The organism is Acinetobacter sp. YK3 (assembly GCF_001729365.1).
GTDB classification, from domain to species: Bacteria; Pseudomonadota; Gammaproteobacteria; order Pseudomonadales; family Moraxellaceae; genus Acinetobacter; species Acinetobacter vivianii.
The window spans coordinates 16,884-33,940 of the sequence record NZ_LZPJ01000092.1; the positions used below are offsets into that span (position 1 = coordinate 16,884).

Below are 17,057 nucleotides of genomic sequence, written 5' to 3' on the forward strand. Positions count from 1 at the left end.
CATATAGAAACTCGGCAGAACAGCGCAAACCTGATGGTTTCAGGTTTGACTATCAGATACCTGCATTTTACATAGAAGCAGGCATGGGATAAAGCGTAGGTTAAAGATACTGTGATAACAAAATGTGTTTAACCAATAAAATTCACTCTTAACTGAAAAATTATCATCAATTCTGATGCGGTAATTTTAAACGAAATATTTATATCTCAAAGCTGTATGCTATAGTACTGCAACTAAATTTTGGCCTTTGTAGCGGAGCCGTAATGAGCCAACATCTATCACTACCTAAAGACAAAATCCGTTTCCTTCTGTTAGAAGGTGTGCATCAAAATGCCATCGATACCTTAAATGCAGCGGGTTATACCAACATCGATTACCACAAAACTGCGCTTGAAGGCGAAGCTTTGAAAGAAGCGGTTAAAGACGCTCACTTCATTGGTATTCGTTCCCGTACTCAATTGACTGAAGAAATCTTTGCAGCTGCGAACAAACTGATCGCGGTTGGCTGTTTCTGTATTGGTACAAACCAAGTCGATTTAAAAGCGGCAATGTCTCGTGGTATCCCAGTTTTCAATGCACCGTATTCAAATACACGTTCGGTTGCAGAATTGGTTCTTGCTGAAACGATTCTGTTGCTTCGTCGTGTACCTGAAAAATCGAAAGATACACATGCGGGCGGTTGGAATAAAGCTGCGGTGGGTTCGTTTGAAACTCGTGGTAAGACTTTGGGTATCGTCGGTTACGGCTCGATCGGTTCACAACTTTCTGTATTGGCAGAAAGCTTAGGTATGAAAGTCATCTACTTTGATGCTGTGACTAAATTACCATTAGGTAATGCACGTCAAGTTGGCTCTTTAGATGAACTTTTAGAAACTGCGGATGTGGTGACTTTACACGTTCCAGATGTTCCATCTACGCGTAACTTCTTCAAGAAAGAACAGTTCGCGAAAATGAAAAAAGGCTCAATCTTCTTGAATGCAGCACGTGGTACATGTGTTGTGATCGAAGACTTGGCTGATGCAATCAAATCAGGCCACATCGCTGGTGCAGCGGTTGACGTATTCCCGAAAGAACCAAAAGCAAATGGCGAAGAATTCCTGTCTCCACTCCGTGGCTTAGACAATGTTATCTTAACCCCGCACGTGGGTGGTTCAACGATGGAAGCGCAAGCAAACATCGGTTTAGAAGTTGCTGAAAAATTCGTTGCTTATTCAGATAAAGGTATGACGCTTTCTGCGGTGAACTTCCCAGAAATCGCATTGCCACTTTCTGATGGTCAGCACCGTTTACTTCACATCCATAAAAACGTTCCGGGTGTGTTATCGAAGATCAATACATTATTTGCTGAACAAGGGATCAACATCTCTGGTCAGTCTTTAATGACCAAAGGTGATATCGGTTACCTCGTCATGGATGTTGATGCATCTGCGTCTCAAGAAGCGCTTGATACATTGAACCACGTTGAAGGTACGATCCGCGTTCGCGTATTGTTCTAATCTCTGTCTTAGAACAATCCAGAAAAAGCCACAGTTGATGCTGTGGCTTTTTTATGGGCATTTGAATTATTATGTGAATATTATACTGAATGTAAAAAAAATAAGATGTCGAACCCTGTACTGAAAACACCTCTGCATGCTTTATTGCTCCTGATGATTGCCATGTTATGTGTACAAGGCAGTGGTTCTTTAGCCAAAGTCCTGTTTCAAAGCTTTCCTGTGCTGACCGTCTCTGCCATGCGCCTGTTTTTTGGTGCAATCATTCTGGCCATTATTTTTAAGATCTGGACCATTAATTTCAAAGTGGTTCGCTGGAAAGCCATTCTGACTTATGGCGTCGCCCTTGCAGGGATGAATGCCCTGTTCTATTTATCGCTTGAACGCTTACCTCTAGGTTTAGCTGTTGCCTTTGAATTTATCGGCCCCTTAAGTGTGGCGCTCTATCATGCCCGCCAAAAATACGATTTTATTTGGGTCGGCTGTGCCATTTTAGGTCTGGTCTTATTGTTTCCATTACAGCAAGCGCAACAAGGTCTGGATCTCGTCGGGGTATTCTTTGCTGTGAGCGCGGGTGCATGTTGGGCACTGTATATTATTGCGGGGCAAAAACCGTCAGGCATCTCGGGTAATCACACCGTCTGCTTAGGCATGTCGATTGGTATGCTCTGCTTACTGCCCTTTGCGCTCTTTTCAGGGGCAATCGATCGGGTCTTTGAACTGCCAAATTTATATTATTTTATTGGTCTTGCGATTTTAGCCAGTGCCTTACCCTTTACCTTAGAAATGATCGCCTTGCGCAGTTTAACTCCGCTTAGCTTTGGTACATTGATGAGTCTGGAACCCGCGGTTGCTGCCCTCTCAGGCTTTATCTTTCTGGGTGAAATGTTACTTTGGAATCAGTGGCTTGCTTTGGGTACAATTATCATTGCTTCGATTGGCTGTACCTTTACAACACAACATGCTCGACAGCAAAAAGAGGCTGGATAATCAGAGTATTCAGTAAGTGCATATGGAAGAATATTTAGAACTCACGTTGGTGACCTTAAACACCTTGTCTGAGCAAGCTGGTAAACCCATCAACCAGTCAGCTTATCTGGCCTCTTTAATGCAGGCTTCAACTCAAGGCTATCTATTCGAATACCGAAATAATCAGCAATTACTGGGTTACTTCACTGTTGAGTACATGGAACAGCAGACCTGGTTTGTTCCAATTTTAGTTGTTCATCCAAAGTACCGAACACGAAAGGTATTTACATCATTACTTTCGCAACTCATTCAATTTATTGAAGCTAAACAGGCGACAACTTTAATCAGCCACTCATTAAAAAATAATACCTTATCTATAAAATTCCATAAACGATTAGGCTTTAACGTCATTCGAGAGAATCACGTCGCTTTTGAATTTCAACTCGATATTAATGAAACAACCAAAAAGGCATGGTGTTCTTTTTATTCACAAGGAATACATTCTCATGGCTAAACACCTTATCATCGTCCTATGCATGAAGTGGCTACCAACATGAAAAATCTCCAGTTAGTCGCTGTGTTGTACATGGTTTTGTCCATGTTGTCTTATCAAATCAGTGCTTCATTCGCCAAGCAATTGATTGCCACACTCGATCCACTCACAGTGACGATTTTAAGACTGTGTTTTGCCACCATTCTGGTTGCAGTCATGTTCCGCTCATGGAAAATCATTTCCAAATTAAAAGAACTCAAATGGCGTGATTTACTGTGTTATAGCGCTGCCTTGTGCTGTATGAATATTCTGTTCTATACCTCTTTAGGCAAACTTCCTCAAGGAATTGCTGTAGGTCTGGAATTTATTGGCCCGCTGGGTTTGGCGCTGCTCTCGATTAAACAGCGCAGTGACTATATTTGGGTCGCATTTGCGATTTTAGGTATTGCTTTAATGGTGCCTTGGCATGATGCCAATGCGCAACATTTTTCCTATATCGGTGCGGTGTGTGCATTGAGTGCAGGTTTCTTCTGGGCACTGTATATTTATTATGGACATCGTGTGGTACAGCAAAATATCGGCATGCATGCGCTGACCATTGCGATTGGTTTATCCGCCCTGACCTTACTGCCTTTTGGTCTATGGAATAATGCTCCTGTACTTCTGGACACGCAATATTGGGGCAAAGCACTGGTCATTGCCCTGTTGGCAACTGCGATACCTTATGCACTGGATTTAATGGCACTGAAACGTCTCAGCAAACTCAGTTATGGGACGCTTTCCAGCCTTGCGCCTGCACTTGCAGCTTTAGCAGGTCTGGTATTGTTACATGAACGAATTAGCCTGATTCAATGGGTGGCTTTGGCTTGTATTATGGTCGCGTCGATTGGTGTCACGTTGCGCGGAGGGAAGACTTAATTTTTTAAGGAAAGTCATTAGGAATTGGAGATTGATATGGAAATTGATGAAGAACTCACCCTTAAAAAAATACAAATCTTCCTCGCTTTTATGCGCTGTGGAAATCTTTCCAAAACAGCAACTGAAATGCAGCTCAGCAATGTCAGTGTTCATAAAGCCTTACACTCGCTGGAAAGTGCCCTACGTTGTCCACTTTTTAAAAATGAAGGTCGTAATTTAATTCCATTAAAGAGCGCTTATGTATTTGAAGAACGTGCGCAAAAAATCATACAGGACATTTTTATTACGGTAAATAAAACCAGAGAAGCTGCGGGCTTTGCAGCCAAAGTTCTACATTTAGGTTCTCTTTATTCTTTAACCGTAAAAACGATTCCCAATGTGATTAGCGGACTCAAATTAAGACGTAGTGAACTCGATATTCAATTACTTCTTAGTTCCAATCAGGATCTGGTGAAAAAGCTTAAAACGACGGAACTTGATGCCATTATTGTGGCACTCAATGAAACAACACAAGATGATGACTTTGAAATTTTGCCGATGTTCTGTGATGATATTTTTTTAGCGGTAAATAAAGACTCTAAATATGCTGATTTTGAGGAAATTGATCTCAGTCTACTCAAAGAAGAGACCTTTTTGACTTTAACTCAGGGCTTTGCCACCCATAATGACAGTGATTTCATTTTTAAAAAAGCTGGTTTTTCGCCTAAAGTCGCCTTACAACTCAATGATATTTTTACTTTAATCAGTATGGTTAGCTCAGGTGTTGGTTTTGCACTTTTGCCCGGTCGTATTTCTGCGGTATATGAAAGCTCGGTTAAGCTCATTCCTTTAAAACAGCAATACCATCTGCAACAGGAAATTGGGCTGGTATTTCTGAAAAGTAAGGAACGTGATCCCAATTTACTGGCATTAATTGCAGAGTGCCGTATGTTTGCTTCTCATGTGCAGAAATGAATGATAAGCAACTTATAACAAATGAATAAGTTGCAAATATTCATGCTTGATTAGTTATCCAAAAATCGCATTTACCGTGAGAAAAAATACAGAGGGGCCAAGTAAACAGCCTAGACCTGTATAAAAGGTTGCCACCAATGCACCATAAGGAACTAACCTGACATCTGTACCTGCCAATCCTGCGGCTGTGCCACTGGTTGTACCAGCCAGACCACCAAAGACCATGGCCGAGCGTGGACTTTTTAGATACATGAATTTTGCAAGGAGTGGTGTGCCAACCATAAAGAACACCGATTTGATCAGGCCAATTGCAATAGAAAGCGCGATCACATCGGAACTTGCACCAATGGCTGTTCCTGTGATTGGACCCACAATATAAGTCATAGCGCCTGCGCCAATCGTGGTCATGGAAATCGGATCTCGATATCCCATAACCCATGCAACCATTACACCAATTACAAAAGGAACAATACAGCCAAGCGTGAGTGCAATCAGGCCAATTTTTCCTGCTTTTTTGACTTCTTTAACATCCACTTCAAATGCAGTCGATGCAATTGCCAGATCACGGATCATTGCACCGCCCAACAGTGCAAAGCCAGAGAAAATAGCAATATCAGAAATCCCTTTTGTACCTTGTGTATAGACGCCTGCAAAATACGCCACTACAAGCCCTAAAGTAATGGCGATTGCTGAACTTTGCAGTTTTCCTTTGGTCAAATATTTTGACAACAGGTGGGATACAAACATCATCAAACCTGTGACCGCAAGTGCAGTCACCAAAGCATTTTTTGTAAATACCGTAATTAACTCGTCCATTGTTTAAGTCCTTTTGTTATTCATTATCGTGAGGATTATTTATGCTGCTTTTTCAGTGCCTTCTATTGTCCATTCATAGGTTTCATAATCACCACTTAATCGATTTAAATGGCGAATAACCAGCACCGTCCCAATCAGGGAAGTAATAGAAACGATCAGTCCCAACATACCGCCAGATAACGCTGCAACTACATTTTGCCCTGCCGACATCGCCACCACGATTGGAATATACATACCGGACCAATATAAGATTCCAAACTGTGTCACCTGTGGTAAATAACCTTTTTTTGCTAATAATTCTTTAGCGAGAATCAAAAGAATCATAGAGATGGCAACACCACCCACATTGGCTTTTACCCCAATAAGGACACCTAAGGTATTGCCAAGATAATCACCGAGTAAATGACAAATCGCTAAAATTGCTGTTCCATATATAATCATTGTAAATCCCTCATATCCTTGGATTACTTAAATTTTTTAAATCATATTCCCATAGAAATCTGATTTTCCTGTTCTTTTTGCATTGCCATTCGAATGCTATCTATGCGCGTTCCCTGAAATGACAATACGGTTCCTTCTTGAAAAGTTCGACGTGCAAGTGTCGTCAGTACCGTTCCCGGTAAAGCTTCAATCTGTAATCTGACACCTCGTTCCCATGCCGCCTGAATAGTGCTTTCCCAATCTACAGTGCGACTCATATTAAAAGCCAAGTCATCACCAATCTGTTCTGGCCTGCCAAGTGTACGCGCCGTTGTACCACTTAAATAACGTATTTTAGGCTGCTTTAAAGTCACTCCCTCCATAGACGCTGCAAGCTGCTCAGCTTGCTGACTTAATAATTCACAGTGCGATGGCACCGATACATCTAATTTTTTTGCCACTACGCCTTGTTGCTTCGCCAAAACTGCAACTTGGTTCATGACTTCAAAGCGACCTGAAATAACAATCTGGTTATGTGCATTAATATTGGCGACAAAAACCTGTGGCGTTATTTCATAAACTTGTTTCACCCACTTCTCAACAGATGTGCGATCTGTACCTATTAATGCGGTCATGCCATATCCTGCTGGATAAGCGTCTTGCATAAGTTCACCACGATAGGCAACCAAACGAACAGCATCTTCATAGGCTAAAACGCCTGCTACAACTGCTGCCGACCAAGCACCAATCGATAGACCCGCGACATAATCAGGCATTAATTTTTCAGCAGTTAATAGGGCTGAACTCACTACACCTGAAATCAGTAAACATAGCTGTACTGAACGTGTCGATTGCAATGCAGCCGAGCTGTCCAAAAACAAGACATCTTCTTTAAGTGCATCCGATGCACGCTCAAGGTATTCTTTAACCAGAGCCGTTTGTGGCAGGTCGTGTAGCATATTGCTTCTTTGCACTCCCTGTCCTGGATACACCCAAATCGAAGCCATGATATCTACTCCCTAATTCCATGGGTTTTCTACTAAAACAGCACCATTAGGACGCTTCAATAAAACTTTTCCACGATTCCCAGCCCACTCTTTTAACGCCAGACCACCTTGTGGCAGTTGTAGCTGTATATCTACATTCAGCCCAGCTTGCTGAAAATCTTCGAGTAACGCAATTGCCTGCTTTTTGGCAAAAGGCTGTTCCGCTCGAATCAACAAATCGATATCGCTGTGCTGGGTGATGGTTTCAATACCTGTTGCCAGTTCAAAACCGAAACTTCCTGTATATCCCCAATACCCTGAAAAACTTTTCATGATGTTGGAAATGCTCTGTAAACGTTCTGCCAAGTGTTTAAAGTGACTAATATTTACTTGAGTCAGTGCTTCGGGTTTAAGCTGTCTACTAATGGCAGATCGTGGCATTTGCGTTGCATATCGTTGATGACGAAATTGCCCTCTTACACCCACCGCCACCTGATCTACAGAGGTCATTGCCCGTCTAACGACAACAGGATCGCCTCGTAACAAAACCTCCTTTACCCAAAGCGGAGCATCATCAGCCAAACAACTGACCGTCATGCCCCACAGTAAATCATGGGCTTCGAGCTCAAGTTTCATGACCATTGCTCACGCAATAATTCACGCACCTGTTTAGACATCTGACGATTTTGTTCGTGAAGTCTTTGTTCCAGCCCTCTGGACGGCTCAGCATGAATCTCTTTAAATGCTTGTTCTACAGCCAGCTTTGCCAATGAAAGATCATTCACTGTTGGTTGCTCTGGATTCTCAACCGATAAAAGTTCAGACAACAAACCAAGCGTTGCATAACTTTCAATGTCATAAGCCATTGGTGGAATGCTTGATGCTAATTGCTCTAACTCATCAACCGACCGCAGAGTAACGCGTGCAGCAGATTCTTTGCCCATTGCATGCACCATAACACCTGAATCTTTTAAGGCAATAATACGATTGGCTTGGTAACCATGCGCCAAGAAAGCCCCCGACATCGACTTTCCAACCAATAAACTGACAATAGGATGTCCTGCTAATCTGGCTCTGGCATAGCGATCTACTGCACCCGCTAAAGCTTGATGGATACCCAGCAATTCTTCACGACGTCCATAAGCCTGACTAGGCACATCCACCAGACATAAAATGCCACGTTTCGTTTCAGCATTTGCATCGGCCTGAATCACGTCATCAACAGCTTTTGCCAAACTCCAACCTTCCAGCAATCCAACTTCACCTTGTCTTGCACGCGGGAACAGATTATTACTATCTGGAACAACAGCAATTACCCGTAGTACTTGTTGACCGATCTGACCATCTGCAACCAAAACAGAAGCAGGAAAGCCTTCAACTACCTTAAAACCTTGCGTAAAAGCCTTAAACCAATCTGCACCTCGAGTAGATGCTTTTAATGTATCAACGGCGATATTCATGCTTGCTCTCCTTGATACAAAGCCTGAACCTGTGCTGGAGTAATTTGCTCGGCAGTATCGACTTGTTGTAGCTGCGCTAAATAAAATGCGTAATTTGAACTGCGATGTTGATGAGGCAAACCTTGTTGCAAATAATCAATCACTTGTTGACGGATTATATTGCGGTCATCATCCACATAAGCATCAGCCAAACCACTGGCGAAGCGCTGATTACCACCTGTAATACTCCAAATAAATGGACGATCTTTGGCGTTATATTCTTGTATGCCTGCTTCCTGCTCAATCACTTGTGGGCCATTCAGCCCCAATCTGCCTTCTTGCGTCATCACAATATAACTGCATAATCCAGCAGCAATTGACATACCACCAAAGCACCCGACACTCCCAGCAACCACAGCAATCACGGGTTGATACTGACGTAAATTCACAATTGCGGCCTGAATTTCAGCAATTGCAGCCAAACCCAGATTTGCCTCTTGTAAACGAACGCCACCCGTCTCTAACAGTAAAATTGCAGCAGTAGGAATACCTTTCAGATTATCTTCAACCGCAAGCTCTAAAGCGCCCGCAATTTTGGCACCACCAACTTCACCCAAACTTCCACCTTGGAATAAGCCTTCAATTGAAATTAAAACCACTGGCTGTTCTTGAATAGAACCTTTTGCAATCACCACGCCATCATCGGCTTGCGGGACAATATTCTGCCGAATCAACCAAGGTGACATGACGCATGCAAATGGATCAAGCAACTCTCGGAATGTGCCCTCATCTAACAATGCTTTGGCACGTTCCCTTGCGCTGAGTTCAATAAAATCCTGTTTATTTAACAAGCTCTCGATATCAGTCATGCGCAATCTCCTCTAATGCTTGTTCCAGACGTAAGCGAACGACGCCGGGGGTTGCACCAAAATCATGAATATCAATTTTGACCGCTGGCGGTGTTTGTGCAGTAAAAATCCGTTCAAACAGATTGTGCCAACGTGCCGCACTACCATCTACCGAAGTGACGACATGAATAGAAGCTTTCCCTTTCTCGCCAGGTTCCATCAAAATTTCTAAATCACCCGAGCCCACACACCCTACCAATGCTTTTTTTATAGGTGGCTCTGTCGCAACAAACTCAAAATGAAGTGTTTCCATCATCAAAATCCCTCTTTATTTTTTAAAGTTGACTGCTCAACACGATCTATAAACAAGGTTGCTGCCAACAAATCTGCAGCACCGCCGGCAGAAGCGTTCATACGAAGCAGATCAATCTCTAAAAGATGCAAAGTACGTCGGCCTTCCAAGCTTGAGCTGCCGCCCAAATCCAGTACTTGCTGTGCCCCTTGTTGCATACGCTTTAAACCCGATATTCCCGAGCGATAAAGCACGCAGGTATCGGTCAGATCAGTCATCATGGCAAGCAAGGCATCTAGACGAGCAAACGCTTCTTTCATAGGTTTATTGCGACTTTGATAAAGCTGCTTTAAACCAAAATTCACAATCGTTGGAAAACCTTGTTGAGCCTGTTCTTTGGCGCCTAAGATGCCTAATTTCTTTTGTACCTGCTGACCATGACTCAAGGCTTGCTCAGGAATAAAACGATCTTCAAACTGGGCAAGCTGACCTGCTAAACGGCATAGCTCAACAGCTGATAAATATTGTTGATTGGTCCGTGCCAATGCTGCCGCCGTCACCATTAAACCCAAGGCCCAAATTGCACCGCGATGTGTATTGACGCCATGTGTCGCCAACATCATGACTTTTTCACCTTGGCGACCAATTTCACCAATGTCTTCACGCAAAGCTAAACAAACTTTTCCGTGATGCACTGCGGCTTGAGCCATCGTCTCGAACATCGGCTTTAAGCTTTTTGCAGAGCGCTCCATTAATTCCAAAGTCAGGTCATCATGTGCACCGCTACCACGGCGATCAACCAAGGCTGGTTTTGGTGTCAGATTCACTTCATCAATCAGAGCCTCGACCGCCATATCTGCCAGAAGCTGACTATCACTGAGTGTTTGATATTGAACTTGTGCCATCATTACCAACTCCTGAATTTTGCAGGGGGTTGATATAGACCATCTGACCATGTCACCAAGTCGGCAATATTTTTCGCAGCTAACAGCTCACGCGTTGCATCGGTGCGGCGAATGCCTAAATCCTCAGGAAATACCACCAGACCTTCACGTCTTAAACGCGCTGTCGTTTTAGGGTCTTGGCTTAAACCAATACTGGTCACGCCTGCCACCGCAGCAATCATGGCTTGACGCTCTTCTTGGCTGCTTGCTTTATATAGATAAGCAATGCCTTCTTCGGTCAGTAGATGGGTGACATCATCGCCATAAATCATGATTGGGGCTAAAGGTAGACCTGCCGTTTTAGCCACATCAATCGCATCAAGACGCTCTACAAAAGTCGGCTTCCCCCCCTCTTGGAAGGTTTCCACCATTTGTACTACCAGTTTTTTACCACGTGCCAAATAGGTTTCTGTTTCATTGGCACCTTGCAAACGCATATCAAGCCACGCTGGCGTATCGTGACGACGTCCACGTGGATCATGCCCCATGTTTGGTGCACCACCGAAACCCGCCAAACGCCCTTTGGTAACAGTCGAAGAATGGCCCATGCCATCAACCTGCAACGTTGCACCGATAAATAAATCAACCGCGTATTGACCTGCCAGCTGACACATCATGCGGTTGGAACGTAATGCACCATCACGGCCTGTAAAGAAAACATCGGGACGAGCTGCAACATATTTTTCCATACCGAGTTCGGTACCAAAACAATGCACGCTTTCAACCCAACCTGTTTCAATTGCTGGAATTAAGGTTGGATGCGGATTCAGTGTCCAATTTCGGCAAATTTTTCCTTTTAAACCTAAAGACTCACCATAGGTCGGTAAAATCAGTTCAATTGCTGCCGTATTAAAACCAATGCCATGATTTAACGATTGCACATTATGCTTTTCATAAATTCCGCGAATTGCCATCATGGCCATGAGCACATGCACAGGCTTAATGTGTTTTGGGTCACGAGTAAATAAAGGTTCGATGTAAAATGGCTGATCTGCCACAACCACATAATCAACCCAAGAGGCAGGAATATCGACACGTGGTAACTCAGAGACATCATCGACCAGTTCATTCACCTGAACAATCACAATGCCGTCGCTAAAAGCCGCAGGTTCAATAAGGGCTGGAGAATCTTCGGTACTTGGCCCTGTATAGATATTGCCATGACGGTCTGCCATAAAGCCCGCCGACAGCACCACATTTGGAATTAGATCGACCACCAAACGCGAATACAGTTCGATATAAGTATGAATCGCACCGACTTCCAATAAACCATCTTCAATGAGCTGGCTAATGCGCAAACTCTGGGGACCAGCAAAAGAAAAGTCCAGTTTTCGTGCAATGCCTTTTTCAAATAGATCGAGATGTTCGGAACGACCAACGCTTGGCATGATCATATGCAGATCATGCAAAACATCTGGATTGGTTTGCGCTAAAGAACGCGAGAGGAAATCTGCCTGTTTTTGATTATTGCCTTCGAGTACAACTCTGTCGCCCGGTGTAATCAATGTTTCCAAGACTTTAATAATGTCTTGAGTTGGAATGACCACACCATCGGTATATTGGTTTGCCATATCCAGCTTTAGCTGTTTAGCATGACGCCGCTTTGTCCATAACCGTTCTTTATTCTGAACTGAGCCTTCCATGTGTACTTACCTATAGATCACAGTTTTATTCTGAATCTATAAAAGCGCTTTATGAAATTTTGATCAATCAACCTACAACGCTGGTTATTAACCTGAAGTTAATGATTTTCAGCAATCGCTGTAATATCAAAGGGTTTAAGCCTTTATTTATTAAAATATTTACGATGTTCCACTCAGAATCTGATATCCCAATCGGCAAATCAAGATACTTACCAAAATCAGGAATAAAATACGGATAAAACCACTGCCATATTTTAAAGCCAAGCGTACGCCCAATAATGAGCCTGCAATATTAGCAACCGCCATCATCAAGCCTAATGCAAACAGCACATGACCGGTTGGAATGAAGAAGCTTAATGCCGCCAGATTGGTCATTAAATTGCCAATCTTTGCCAATGCCGAAGCATGTAAAAAATCGACCTGTAGAAAACGAATAAAAAAGAAAATAAAGAAACTGCCTGTACCCGGGCCAAAAATACCATCATAGAAACCAATGGCTAGACTACCTATTGCAGCCAGTACCAATAACTTTGGCGTGATCTGTTGATCGACATGGACTTGCCCAAACTGCTTTTTGGCGAAGGTATAAATCGCAATCACAATCAGCATAATCAAGACAATCGGTCTTAAGATATGTGTCGGAATCAATGATACACATGCTGCACCAATAAAGGAGCTAATAAAGGCAAACAGCGCAATCACGCCCAACAGCGACCACTGCAATTTCACCCGACGTACAAATGAAAATGCAGCAGAGCCTGTCCCAAAAATGGATGCCAGCTTATTGGTTCCAAATAAGGTAGCTGGCGCTGTCTGCGGTAAAGCGCCCATCAATGCGGGAATCTGAATCAGCCCACCTCCGCCTACGGCAGCATCAATTGTTCCTGCACAAAAAGCAAAGAACACCAGTGTCAGAATCAGTTCCCATTCCATGGATAATACCTTTTATAGATTTAACAAGCGTTTTGGTACCAAACGTTTTTTATCTGTGATTTCAGCCAGACCTAGACAACGTTCGCCATCGAAAACCAATACTTCAGGCGCAGCTTCATGATCAATATTACTTTCCTGACCATTGCCAAAATATTTTTCACGGCCTTCTGGCAATTGCACGCGCGGGAAATGCTCAACAGGTGCATACACAGGCAACAATAAAGCATCCCGTTGTTCTAAAGTCAGACCTTCAAGATATTCGATGGTATAACTTGGATTAATTTCAAAATGCCCAGTTTGGGTACGGTGCAACTGGGTTAAATGCCCGCCACAGCCCAAAGCTTCACCAATATCTTCACCCAATACACGAATATATGTGCCTTTCGAACAGGTCACATCTAGCGTCAAGCTATCTTCGGTAAAATCAACTAAGCTTAAATCATAAATCGTAACTGGACGTGCTTCACGTTCAATCTCAATCCCTTTACGTGCCAATTCATATAATGGACGGCCTTCACGCTTCAATGCTGAATACATCGGTGGTACTTGCTGAATATCGCCTCTGAATTGCGCCAGCACTTGTTCAATACTTTCTGCCGTTAAAGTTGGTACTTCTCTCTGCTGGAGAATTTCACCTTCAACATCACCCGTTGCCGTGGTTTGCCCTAACTTGACCGTAGTTTGATAGCGTTTGGTTGAATCGAGTAAATAATGCGAAAACTTGGTCGCTTCACCTAAACAGATGGGCAATAGTCCTGTTGCCAATGGATCAAGCGCACCTGTATGCCCTGCCTTTTGTGCATTAAAAAGACGACGCACCTTTTGCAGTGCTGAGTTAGAACTTAAACCTAAAGGCTTATTTAATAGGAAAACACCGCTTAAATGGCGGTAAGCACTTTTTTTCATAAAAAGAAAAGTCAAAGCATAAAGACCTATTTTAGCAAAACTAGGTCGAGGATTTAGAAAAGGATTGGCTTTTAAGCACAAACAGACATAAAAAAATGCGCCAAAGGCGCATTTTTTTGCTTTACAACAAAGTTAAAATTAACCTTGTTTACGAGCTGGTAACTTTTCACGAATACGTGCAGCTTTACCAGACAACTCGCGTAGGTAGTAAAGTTTAGCACGACGAACGTCACCACGACGTTTCACTTCGATCTTAGCAACGATTGGAGAGTGAGTTTGGAAAACACGCTCAACACCAACACCGCTAGAGATTTTACGAACTGTGAAAGCAGAGTTTAAACCACGGTTTTTCTTCGCGATTACAACACCTTCAAATGCTTGAAGACGCTCACGGTCACCCTCTTTTACTTTAACTTGAACGATAACTGTATCGCCCGGTGCAAAAGCAGGGATGTCTGATTTTAACTGTGCATTTTCAACAGCTTGAACTAAAGGATGTTTACCACTCATGTGGAATCTCCAATATGTGCGGGAGAGAAGAGGTCTCTGACGCCGCTGGGAATAGAGGCTAAAGCGCATATTTCCCGTTTAACTTTCCCCTTAAGACAAACGTCCTAAAGAGCCTATTTTTAACTTAAACCAAGTTTAAGTAGAACTCGAAGCAAAGCTTCTCGTTGGGTGCGAAGATCAACTGATATCAGTTTAACCTTTCGAATTTTTTAACCATTTAATTTGCTGTTTGCTCAACTCTACTTTTTCAACCAGTTCAGGTCGACGATCTAAAGTTCGTTGATAACGCTGCAAAAAACGCCACTTCTCAATATTGGCATGATGTCCTGATTTAAGTACCTCAGGCACATCTAACCCTTCGAAATGGTCAGGTTTTGTATATTGTGGACAATCAAGAAGACCATCTACAAAAGAATCTTGTATCGCAGATTGCTCGTCAGTCATGACATTGGGCAAACGGCGAATAATACTATCGAGCAACACCATGGCAGGAAGTTCACCACCCGATAAAACGTAATCCCCGATTGACCATTCTTGATCAACATAATGCTGGATTAAACGCTCATCGACGCCCTCATAACGCCCACACAATACAATCAAACCATCATAATCAACGAATTGTTGTACTGCCTGCTCATTCAAGGTTTTGCCTTGCGGTGACATATACACCACTGGGGCATGAACACAGCCTGCTTGTGAAGCAAGTTGTTTGGCATGATTAATTGCTTTTGCCAAAGGCTCAGCCATCATCACCATACCTGGGCCGCCACCGAAAGGACGTTCGTCCACCCGTTTGTAATTGCCCTCAGCAAAATCTCGTGGGTTAATGCAAGTCACTTGCACGATGTCACGCTTTGCTGCACGTCCGCTAATCCCGTACGCTGTAATCGCTTCAAACATTTCAGGAAACAATGTGATGACTGCAAAAAACACCGCAGACTCCTCTATTTTCCTGCTGCGCTACTTTCCCTAAAAGGATTAGTAGTCTACGCCCCAGTTGACGTAAATACGACCAGCTTCAAGATCAACGCGTTGTACCACATCTTTATGCCACGGAATCATTCGCTCTTCAGCATCAACACTGTCAGCAGTCGCTTTAACGACCATGACATCATTGGCACCTGTTTCAAACAGTTCATAGATTTGACCGAGATTGACTTCTTGTTCTTCATCATCAAGACCTAACACCGTTAGACCTTTAAGATCAGACCAGTAGTACTCGTCTACATCTGCTTTTGGAAGCTGAGATTTGGCAATCCAGATATTTGCGCCAACCAGATTTTCTGCACCAGTGCGATCATTTACGCCTTTTAATGCAACAACCAAGCCTTTGCCATGTGGTTTCCAACGTTTCACATCTATTGTTTGCCAACCTGCCTTGGTCTCAATGTACCAAGGAAGGTAGTCAAACATATTACTCATAGGTTCAGTATTTGAATAAACCCAGAGCCACCCATTCAATCCATAAGCTGAACGTAACTGTCCAATCTGAATACGATCTTCTGGCACATTCTGTGTCGATGTCATGGGCTACCTACTACTATTACGCAGCAGTTGCAGCTTTTTTAGCTTGAGCAGCTAAAGAAGCAACGCGCTCTGAAGGTTGAGCACCTTGAGCAACCCAGTGAGCAAAACGGTCAGCGTCTAAACGAACTTTTTCAGCTTTACCTTGTGCAGTTGGGTTAAAGAAACCAATACGTTCGATGAAACGACCGTCACGTGCGTTACGGCTATCAGTTACAACGATTTGATAGAATGGACGTTTTTTTGCACCACCGCGCGCTAAACGAATAACAACCATGAGAACAACCTTATAATTTTTACGGATTATCCCTGCGCCGACCATCGGCAACACTTCAAACCCCTTTCATAGAGGGCGATATTCTACGTTAAATTGACTTTGAAATAAAGATTATTTTTCGGCTTATCCACAGCTTTGAATTTAATTGATAAAATCTGCTGGCTTACCAGTCTTCTTTGTCTAATCCACAATCTTGAGCTGTAATATTTGCAGGTGTTTTGGTCTTACATTTAATGCCCGCACTGGTCAGAAGTAATGAGTAATTTCGCGGGCTTTGACTCACGGCTTTTAAAGACCATGTTTGAGCATTCACAGTTAAGGTAAGGGTAAATTTCTGCTTGCCACTGCTTGCGTCTAAAGGTAAAAGCAGGCTGTTATTGGTTGCACTCGCTACCGAGTAATAAGGCCCCTGATTTATAGATGTGCCTTTTAGTACAAAACCATCGTAACTAAAGTTACGCGCCCGATGCTTTTCCAGCAGTTCTGCAACCTTTAGCATTTCCTGTTGGGCTGTAGATAGTTCTGCACGGCGGATATAAACCTGATAACTCGGAATAGCGATTGCTGCGATAATCGCAATGATTGCCACCGTAATCATCAGTTCAATCAAAGTGAAGCCTGTAGCTTTAATTAATTTACGCTCGTCGCAGGAAAGAGAGTGCACATCTCTCCTTCCTTTTAAGGCTACATAA

Annotated in this window: 21 protein-coding genes; 5 read left to right on the plus strand and 16 right to left on the minus strand. The window is 43.1% G+C overall.

Translation table 11 applies throughout. The features are described 5' to 3' along the window. Window positions 1–263: 263 nt before the first annotated feature. From serA to A9Z07_RS10490, 5 genes are all read left to right on the plus strand, one after another. Window positions 264–1,496 carry a phosphoglycerate dehydrogenase gene (gene serA / locus A9Z07_RS10470; RefSeq protein ID WP_004775983.1) on the plus strand — a complete coding sequence of 411 codons (1,233 nt, stop codon included), beginning with the start codon at window positions 264–266 and terminating at the stop codon, window positions 1,494–1,496. A 105-nt stretch (window positions 1,497–1,601) separates the two neighbouring features. Then, complete coding sequence (locus tag A9Z07_RS10475) at window positions 1,602–2,483, plus strand: EamA family transporter (protein WP_047430385.1); 882 nt, start codon at window positions 1,602–1,604, stop codon at window positions 2,481–2,483. A gap of 22 nt (window positions 2,484–2,505) precedes the next feature. Next, entirely contained in the window at window positions 2,506–2,976 is a 471-nt protein-coding gene (locus A9Z07_RS10480) for a GNAT family N-acetyltransferase (protein ID WP_069578461.1), read from the plus strand. A 39-nt stretch (window positions 2,977–3,015) separates the two neighbouring features. Beyond that, window positions 3,016–3,873: an EamA family transporter gene (locus tag A9Z07_RS10485; RefSeq protein ID WP_069578551.1), complete on the plus strand. Its 858-nt coding sequence runs from the start codon at window positions 3,016–3,018 to the stop codon at window positions 3,871–3,873. A gap of 36 nt (window positions 3,874–3,909) precedes the next feature. Next, on the plus strand, window positions 3,910–4,827 hold the full coding sequence (locus A9Z07_RS10490; RefSeq protein WP_069578463.1) for a LysR family transcriptional regulator: 918 nt from the start codon (window positions 3,910–3,912) through the stop codon (window positions 4,825–4,827). Window positions 4,828–4,881: 54 nt separating this feature from the next. On the opposite strand, the gene madM is transcribed toward A9Z07_RS10490, so the two are convergent. The 16 genes from madM to A9Z07_RS10570 all read right to left on the minus strand — a co-directional run bounded on the left by madM (window position 4,882) and on the right by A9Z07_RS10570 (window position 16,963). Then, a complete protein-coding gene (gene madM / locus A9Z07_RS10495; RefSeq protein WP_005259911.1) occupies window positions 4,882–5,643 on the minus strand; it encodes a malonate transporter subunit MadM in 762 nt (253 codons plus the stop codon). Window positions 5,644–5,682: 39 nt separating this feature from the next. Beyond that, complete coding sequence (gene madL / locus A9Z07_RS10500; RefSeq protein ID WP_004657521.1) at window positions 5,683–6,084, minus strand: malonate transporter subunit MadL; 402 nt, start codon at window positions 6,082–6,084, stop codon at window positions 5,683–5,685. Window positions 6,085–6,125: 41 nt separating this feature from the next. Continuing rightward, window positions 6,126–7,070, minus strand: coding sequence for a malonate decarboxylase subunit epsilon (gene mdcH, locus A9Z07_RS10505; protein ID WP_069578466.1), 945 nt, complete (start codon window positions 7,068–7,070; stop codon window positions 6,126–6,128). Window positions 7,071–7,082: 12 nt separating this feature from the next. Next, the gene (locus A9Z07_RS10510; protein ID WP_139126638.1) at window positions 7,083–7,691 is read right to left on the minus strand and encodes a malonate decarboxylase holo-ACP synthase; all 609 of its coding nucleotides are present in this window, start codon (window positions 7,689–7,691) and stop codon (window positions 7,083–7,085) included. After that, window positions 7,682–8,509 carry a biotin-independent malonate decarboxylase subunit gamma gene (mdcE, locus tag A9Z07_RS10515; RefSeq protein WP_069578469.1) on the minus strand — a complete coding sequence of 276 codons (828 nt, stop codon included), beginning with the start codon at window positions 8,507–8,509 and terminating at the stop codon, window positions 7,682–7,684. The genes A9Z07_RS10510 and mdcE overlap by 10 nt, the downstream gene beginning before the upstream one ends. Beyond that, window positions 8,506–9,357 carry a biotin-independent malonate decarboxylase subunit beta gene (locus tag A9Z07_RS10520; protein ID WP_069578473.1) on the minus strand — a complete coding sequence of 284 codons (852 nt, stop codon included), beginning with the start codon at window positions 9,355–9,357 and terminating at the stop codon, window positions 8,506–8,508. Before A9Z07_RS10520 ends, mdcE begins: the two co-directional genes overlap by 4 nt. Beyond that, window positions 9,350–9,649 carry a malonate decarboxylase subunit delta gene (locus A9Z07_RS10525; RefSeq protein ID WP_032811244.1) on the minus strand — a complete coding sequence of 100 codons (300 nt, stop codon included), beginning with the start codon at window positions 9,647–9,649 and terminating at the stop codon, window positions 9,350–9,352. Before A9Z07_RS10525 ends, A9Z07_RS10520 begins: the two co-directional genes overlap by 8 nt. Before the next feature lie 2 nt (window positions 9,650–9,651). Further along, window positions 9,652–10,536, minus strand: a complete 885-nt coding sequence (locus A9Z07_RS10530; RefSeq protein ID WP_069578480.1) for a triphosphoribosyl-dephospho-CoA synthase — start codon at window positions 10,534–10,536, stop codon at window positions 9,652–9,654. Next, window positions 10,536–12,215 carry a malonate decarboxylase subunit alpha gene (mdcA, locus tag A9Z07_RS10535; RefSeq protein WP_069578482.1) on the minus strand — a complete coding sequence of 560 codons (1,680 nt, stop codon included), beginning with the start codon at window positions 12,213–12,215 and terminating at the stop codon, window positions 10,536–10,538. The genes A9Z07_RS10530 and mdcA overlap by 1 nt, the downstream gene beginning before the upstream one ends. 159 nt (window positions 12,216–12,374) lie before the next feature. Further along, window positions 12,375–13,148 carry a sulfite exporter TauE/SafE family protein gene (locus A9Z07_RS10540; RefSeq protein WP_062846586.1) on the minus strand — a complete coding sequence of 258 codons (774 nt, stop codon included), beginning with the start codon at window positions 13,146–13,148 and terminating at the stop codon, window positions 12,375–12,377. 12 nt (window positions 13,149–13,160) lie between these two features. Then, the gene (gene truB / locus A9Z07_RS10545) at window positions 13,161–14,054 is read right to left on the minus strand and encodes a tRNA pseudouridine(55) synthase TruB (protein WP_069578488.1); all 894 of its coding nucleotides are present in this window, start codon (window positions 14,052–14,054) and stop codon (window positions 13,161–13,163) included. A gap of 138 nt (window positions 14,055–14,192) precedes the next feature. After that, window positions 14,193–14,564, minus strand: a complete 372-nt coding sequence (gene rplS / locus A9Z07_RS10550) for a 50S ribosomal protein L19 (protein WP_004657502.1) — start codon at window positions 14,562–14,564, stop codon at window positions 14,193–14,195. A 192-nt stretch (window positions 14,565–14,756) separates the two neighbouring features. Then, window positions 14,757–15,497: a tRNA (guanosine(37)-N1)-methyltransferase TrmD gene (gene trmD, locus A9Z07_RS10555; protein ID WP_005259937.1), complete on the minus strand. Its 741-nt coding sequence runs from the start codon at window positions 15,495–15,497 to the stop codon at window positions 14,757–14,759. A 45-nt stretch (window positions 15,498–15,542) separates the two neighbouring features. After that, the gene (rimM, locus tag A9Z07_RS10560; RefSeq protein ID WP_004776004.1) at window positions 15,543–16,091 is read right to left on the minus strand and encodes a ribosome maturation factor RimM; all 549 of its coding nucleotides are present in this window, start codon (window positions 16,089–16,091) and stop codon (window positions 15,543–15,545) included. Window positions 16,092–16,107: 16 nt separating this feature from the next. After that, complete coding sequence (gene rpsP, locus A9Z07_RS10565) at window positions 16,108–16,365, minus strand: 30S ribosomal protein S16 (RefSeq protein ID WP_004776006.1); 258 nt, start codon at window positions 16,363–16,365, stop codon at window positions 16,108–16,110. A gap of 163 nt (window positions 16,366–16,528) precedes the next feature. After that, on the minus strand, window positions 16,529–16,963 hold the full coding sequence (locus tag A9Z07_RS10570) for a type IV pilin protein (protein ID WP_264754285.1): 435 nt from the start codon (window positions 16,961–16,963) through the stop codon (window positions 16,529–16,531). Window positions 16,964–17,057: the final 94 nt, after the last annotated feature.

Excerpts from the sequence above, each read along its gene's own strand:
- A9Z07_RS10520 (WP_069578473.1), bottom strand. The coding sequence starts at position 9,357 with ATGACTGATATCGAGAGCTTGTTAAATAAACAGGATTTTATTGAACTC.
- A9Z07_RS10570 (WP_264754285.1), bottom strand. The coding sequence starts at position 16,963 with ATGATTACGGTGGCAATCATTGCGATTATCGCAGCAATCGCTATTCCG.
- madL (WP_004657521.1), bottom strand. The coding sequence starts at position 6,084 with ATGATTATATATGGAACAGCAATTTTAGCGATTTGTCATTTACTCGGT.
- serA (WP_004775983.1), top strand. The coding sequence starts at position 264 with ATGAGCCAACATCTATCACTACCTAAAGACAAAATCCGTTTCCTTCTG.
- mdcE (WP_069578469.1), bottom strand. The coding sequence starts at position 8,509 with ATGAATATCGCCGTTGATACATTAAAAGCATCTACTCGAGGTGCAGAT.
- rplS (WP_004657502.1), bottom strand. The coding sequence starts at position 14,564 with ATGAGTGGTAAACATCCTTTAGTTCAAGCTGTTGAAAATGCACAGTTA.
- A9Z07_RS10525 (WP_032811244.1), bottom strand. The coding sequence starts at position 9,649 with ATGGAAACACTTCATTTTGAGTTTGTTGCGACAGAGCCACCTATAAAA.
- A9Z07_RS10540 (WP_062846586.1), bottom strand. The coding sequence starts at position 13,148 with ATGGAATGGGAACTGATTCTGACACTGGTGTTCTTTGCTTTTTGTGCA.
- A9Z07_RS10485 (WP_069578551.1), top strand. The coding sequence starts at position 3,016 with ATGAAAAATCTCCAGTTAGTCGCTGTGTTGTACATGGTTTTGTCCATG.
- mdcA (WP_069578482.1), bottom strand. The coding sequence starts at position 12,215 with ATGGAAGGCTCAGTTCAGAATAAAGAACGGTTATGGACAAAGCGGCGT.
- A9Z07_RS10530 (WP_069578480.1), bottom strand. The coding sequence starts at position 10,536 with ATGATGGCACAAGTTCAATATCAAACACTCAGTGATAGTCAGCTTCTG.
- madM (WP_005259911.1), bottom strand. The coding sequence starts at position 5,643 with ATGGACGAGTTAATTACGGTATTTACAAAAAATGCTTTGGTGACTGCA.
- rimM (WP_004776004.1), bottom strand. The coding sequence starts at position 16,091 with ATGACATCGACACAGAATGTGCCAGAAGATCGTATTCAGATTGGACAG.
- mdcH (WP_069578466.1), bottom strand. The coding sequence starts at position 7,070 with ATGGCTTCGATTTGGGTGTATCCAGGACAGGGAGTGCAAAGAAGCAAT.
- A9Z07_RS10510 (WP_139126638.1), bottom strand. The coding sequence starts at position 7,691 with ATGGTCATGAAACTTGAGCTCGAAGCCCATGATTTACTGTGGGGCATG.
- A9Z07_RS10490 (WP_069578463.1), top strand. The coding sequence starts at position 3,910 with ATGGAAATTGATGAAGAACTCACCCTTAAAAAAATACAAATCTTCCTC.
- A9Z07_RS10475 (WP_047430385.1), top strand. The coding sequence starts at position 1,602 with ATGTCGAACCCTGTACTGAAAACACCTCTGCATGCTTTATTGCTCCTG.
- A9Z07_RS10480 (WP_069578461.1), top strand. The coding sequence starts at position 2,506 with ATGGAAGAATATTTAGAACTCACGTTGGTGACCTTAAACACCTTGTCT.
- truB (WP_069578488.1), bottom strand. The coding sequence starts at position 14,054 with ATGAAAAAAAGTGCTTACCGCCATTTAAGCGGTGTTTTCCTATTAAAT.
- rpsP (WP_004776006.1), bottom strand. The coding sequence starts at position 16,365 with ATGGTTGTTATTCGTTTAGCGCGCGGTGGTGCAAAAAAACGTCCATTC.